5 protein-coding genes and 1 pseudogene are annotated in these 4,559 nt (G+C 59.4%); 5 read left to right on the top strand and 1 reads right to left on the bottom strand.

The genetic code is table 11. The annotated features are described in order from the left end of the window. Positions 1–257 precede the first annotated feature (257 nt). From cobU to IGS51_RS22350, 4 genes and pseudogenes are all read left to right on the top strand, one after another. On the top strand, positions 258–812 hold the full coding sequence (cobU, locus tag IGS51_RS10340; RefSeq protein ID WP_297078324.1) for a bifunctional adenosylcobinamide kinase/adenosylcobinamide-phosphate guanylyltransferase: 555 nt from the start codon (positions 258–260) through the stop codon (positions 810–812). 231 nt (positions 813–1,043) lie between these two features. After that, the gene (locus IGS51_RS10335; protein WP_297078323.1) at positions 1,044–1,478 is read left to right on the top strand and encodes a hypothetical protein; all 435 of its coding nucleotides are present in this window, start codon (positions 1,044–1,046) and stop codon (positions 1,476–1,478) included. 98 nt (positions 1,479–1,576) lie between these two features. Next, positions 1,577–2,365 (top strand): annotated as a pseudogene (locus IGS51_RS22355) (DUF3445 domain-containing protein); the annotation flags it as partial. Between the two features lie 150 nt (positions 2,366–2,515). Beyond that, positions 2,516–3,022, top strand: a complete 507-nt coding sequence (locus IGS51_RS22350; protein ID WP_367279309.1) for a GNAT family N-acetyltransferase — start codon at positions 2,516–2,518, stop codon at positions 3,020–3,022. Here the strand turns inward: IGS51_RS22350 and IGS51_RS10325 are convergent. Next, on the bottom strand, positions 2,994–3,512 hold the full coding sequence (locus IGS51_RS10325; protein ID WP_367279308.1) for a GNAT family N-acetyltransferase: 519 nt from the start codon (positions 3,510–3,512) through the stop codon (positions 2,994–2,996). The two genes, IGS51_RS22350 and IGS51_RS10325, sit on opposite strands and share 29 nt — an antisense overlap. A gap of 348 nt (positions 3,513–3,860) precedes the next feature. Here IGS51_RS10325 and IGS51_RS10320 point away from each other — a divergent pair. Next, the coding region (locus tag IGS51_RS10320; RefSeq protein WP_297078320.1) for an NAD(P)H-hydrate epimerase at positions 3,861–4,559 on the top strand (699 nt) is incomplete at its 3' end.

Raw genomic sequence — 4,559 nt, 5'->3', positions numbered from 1 at the left:
TTGCGCCACCGATTGCGTTTCTGGGGAAACCGTGGACTGCGCCCCTGACCGATCCGCTCGTGGTTCTGCCTCTGGCAGCGTGTCGAGCTGATTCAGCGTGGCTTCGATCCGTTGCAGTCCAGATTTCATGATGGGCGGGGGAAAGCGGCTGTCGCCATTCTATCGAGGAATTTTGGCAACGGAATATGCTAAAAAGATTCTTCGCAACGTTTGCACCCTTTTTCTCGCGTTTTTCCCGTCCTCTCACCGCAGAGAATATGCCCATTACGCTGATCACGGGCCCTTCTCGCTCCGGCAAGAGCGAATGGGCAGAGCATTTAGCGCGATCGCGCTCCGGTTCCGTGATTTACATTGCCACTGCCCAGCGCCGTGCGGACGATGCCGAGTGGCAGGCCCGCATCAATCAGCATCAGCAGCGTCGCCCCGCCGACTGGACGTGCCTTGAGGAACCCGTGGATCTGGCTGCCCTGCTGGTGACTGCCGCCGCTGGCGAGTGCTGGCTGGTGGATGCCCTGGGAACCTGGCTGGCCAATGTGCTGGAGCAAGACGAAGACACCTGGCAGAGTACGGTTGCCACGCTGCTGGCTGTGCTGCGATCCAGCCCTGCGGAGCTGATCTTGGTGGCGGAAGAGACGGGCTGGGGCGTGGTGCCGGCCTATCCGCTGGGGCGCATCTTCCGCGATCGCCTTGGTTCTCTAACCCGCCGCATCGGGGCGATCGCCCAGTCGGTCTATCTAGTCACGGGCGGCTACGCGCTGGATCTGGCGCAGCTTGGGGTGCGGCTGCCGGAGCCTGATGGGGCAACCGAGTGATTGTTAGAGTAATTGTTAGTAGGATCATCCCTAAAACCTTAAGAAACGCTTCGGTTTTACGAACCCTGTCGGCTGATGGATGCCGATAGGATGGACGTATAGAGACAATGGAATTCAGGCCATTAAGGTCGGGCCATTAGGGCCATTAGTAACTAAGGCCATTAGAATCGCAGGCTACTTCATCCAGTCGGGGCGATCGCAGTTTCAAGGACTTTGCCCCAGGAGGGCGCTATGGCTTCTCTCGATCAGGTTAGAGATTATTTGGGTTCCTGGTTTCAGCTTGGCAAGCGCGTGATTCTTCCGGGCAACGCAGAGCCGCTGCTGCCCAAAACCGTGTTGCAGGGCGATCGCTACAGCTATGACTTTGCCCTCGCCTGGAAAATCTTGATGCAGCACGACCTGTCTCAGTGCTACCTGGAAGGCACGACGCAGAGCATTGCTGACCTGCTCTCGCCCGCCTGGGTGATCGAGTCCTGCGCCCGCTGCAATATGCCTGTACCGATGCTGGAGCTGGGACAGCGCAAGGAGCTTTCCTGCCCCTGCTCTGATCTGGAACTGTGGCCCAATACGGAACTGCCGTCGCCGCGATCGCCCGTCAGCAGCCAGGAGCAGCTTGAGCAAATCCGCGATCGCCTGCGGCAAAACACCCCCAAATCCCGCCGTTAGCGTTTCGTTGCTACCGAATAACACTACCAATTACCGATATGAGCGATTATTAGCGATTAAGAGATGCAGGCAAAATCCGATAGGATTGCCCGAAACCGATGTCTTCCCCTGCTGCCCCTCCCCCTGCTACATATTTTCCGTTCGCCGACGGGCGCTGGCAGATGCGGCTGGGGCTGCGATCGCTCTCCCTCGACCACTGGATAGAAATCGACGACCAGTACGAACGCTATTTGCAACGGAAGCGCGAACTGCTGAGTGAACGCCATGCAGAAGTCTTTGCCGCGCTCCCCGGCAGCGATGCAGCCCAGCAAGACGTGTTGAATTTACTGGCTGATCATTTGCCCCGGCGATTTCCCCAATGGTTTACCCAGGCGGGCGATCGCCTGATCAACCACCTCACAGGCGAAACCTGGACAGTGGGCAACGGGGGCGAGATGGCTCCGCAATCCTGGCGCGAGTGTCCGCTGGATCTGGCGGGGCGCTGGGTGCAGGAAGATCTGCTGGTGCTGCTGCCGTCGGCGGAGGGAACCTATCGCCTAGTGGCGGGGTCGCTGTGCTTTCCGCTCTACTGGCGCTTGGCCGATAAGCTGGGGCGACCGCTGGGGCAGATTCATGCGCCCGTTCCTGGCTATGACAAGACGCTGGAGCGGCCGATGGATAACTTCTTTGCGCGGCTCCAGCCCGATCATCCCGGCTATCGGTTTAACTGGAGCATTGTCGATACGCCGGAGCTATTTCTGGGCGTTCAGCGGAGCCATCCGGTTCCAACCGACCTCACGCCGGACAACGCGGGCGATCGCCTGTGGATTCGGGTAGAGCGACAGACCGTGCGGCGCTTGCCCCAGAGCGGCGGCGTGCTGTTTACGGTACGCACCTATACCTATCCGCTGGCCATGTTGCAGCAATACCCAGAAGCAGCGGCAGGCCTGGTCAGGGCGATCGCCCAGATGCCGCCCGATATGCAGCGCTACAAGAGCCTCGCGCCGATCCGTCCGGCCATCGAGGGCTATCTACAGGGCAATCTCTGGGGGTGGCAGATCCGCCCAGCACAGGCGACAGACATCGAGGCCCTGTTTGACATCCGCACCAGCGTTGTGGAAAATCACCAGTCCCGCGAGGAAATTGCCGCGCTAGGCATTACGCCAGCCTCCGTCGCGCATATGCTAGACACCGACTGCTGCGCTTGGGTTGCCGAGATGAATGCCGAAGTGAAGCCCAAGATGAATCCTGGCAGCCCAGACCCGCCCGCGCACCGTCTAGCCGGGTTTGCCATTGCCAATGCCACTGAGAAAACGATCTTTGGGCTGTTTGTGCTGCCAGCCTATGAAGGACGCGGCATTGGGCGATCGCTCTTGCAGGCAGCCGAAGACTGGCTCTGGTCGGCAGGGTGCGAGGAAATCTGGCTAGTGACGGGCAACGACCCAACCCTGCGGGCCTACGGGTTTTACCTGCACCTGGGCTGGACGGCGGTGGGGGTTGAAACGGCGGGCGAGTTTCAGGGCGAAATGCGGTTCATCAAGCGCTCTCCGAAGCAGGCAGGCTGATTGGAGCCTGTTTCTTCGCTGGGAGCGCCTTTGTCATAAAAGCACTGTTGGGATCATCCGCATAGTCGGCAAAGGGTCCGCACGGCTCGAACCCGTAGCGGGCATAGAGCGATCGCGCCGCAGCAAATTCCGCCAGTGCCCCCGTTTCCAGATACAGACGGCCATAGCCCCGCCGCTCTGCTTCCGCGAGAATATGCTCCAGCAGCTTTGAGGCAACGCCCTTACGACGGTATGCCTGAACCGTCCGCATGGACTTGATTTCACCGCTGGTGGCATCCAGGTGCCTGAGTGCGCCACAGCCCAGCAGTTCGTCTCCCTGCCACGCACTCCAGAAGGTGATGTCAGGCGATCGCAGCCGTTCCAGATCCAGCGCATGAACACTCCCTGGCGGCGTAATTTCGTGCATATTATCCAGATGCTCTTGCAGCAGCGCCGCAATCTTGTCACCCGTCAAATCATCTTCCCGAATTTGCACAATTTCCCTCTTCAGCACTGGTTTTACAGCAGGAGTCAGGAGTCAGGAGTCGGGAGTGAGGACACAACGTTAAGCTGCTCAGAGCCAACCAGATTTCTTGTTGACCTAACTTTTCCTTCGGCTGCTGCACAATAAATTTTTTCTAAGTCTATCCAGCAGCAACGATAAAAGCGCAACGCGAAACCCCTTACGCTGTCTCAACTCTCCTAAATGCTGCCACCAATGAAATTGCTGGAAGCCTCGCAAACGCCCGACTTGCAATCCAAAATCGCCAATCCAAAATCCAAAGTCAATATTAGGGATAGGATCGCAGCAGCAAGAGCATCTGGCTAGATTCCTAACCCCTGACCCCGAACCCCTCCCATGCGGCACACCCAGATTCAGCAGTTTGTCGTTTCGGCCAGTCAGATGGCGGCCATCGAGTCGCGGGTGTTTGCGGCGGGGATGCCCGTGGCGGCGCTGATGGAGAAGGTGGCGGGGCTAATTACCCGGCGCGTGTGTGAGCTGTATCCCGATGCGCGAACGACGTTTGGCATTCTGGTCGGGCCGGGGCACAACGGCGGCGATGCCCTGGTGGTGGCGCGGGAACTGTATTTTCGCGGCTATGGCGTGAAACTTTTTGCGCCCTTTGCCAGTCTCAAGGAGCTAACGGCTCACCATGCCCGCTATGCCGCCAGTTTGGGCATTCCCCAGGTGGCGCTGGCTAATTTAGCCGATTGCACCGTGCTGATTGACGGATTGTTTGGCTTTGGGCTGACGCGGCCGCTCTCTGGCGACATCGCCGCCGCCGTTGACCGGATTAACACCTGGCAGAAACCCGTGCTGAGTATTGACCTGCCCTCTGGACTGCACACCAACACGGGCGCGGTGCTGGGAACGGCCGTGCGGGCGACGCACACCTTTTGTCTGGGGCTGTGGAAGCAGGCGTTTTTGCAAGACCAGGGGCAAGACTGGATCGGGCAGGCGGAACTGCTTGATTTTGACCTGCCCTTGGCGGATATCGTCGAGGTGCTGGGAACCTCGCCCGACCTCTGCCGCATTACGCCGCAACGGGCGATCGCC

This window comes from Thermoleptolyngbya sp. M55_K2018_002 (assembly GCF_015295965.1).
Taxonomy (GTDB): Bacteria; Cyanobacteriota; Cyanobacteriia; order Elainellales; family Elainellaceae; genus Thermoleptolyngbya; species Thermoleptolyngbya sichuanensis.
This window is presented reverse-complemented; position numbering and strand designations above follow the sequence as displayed.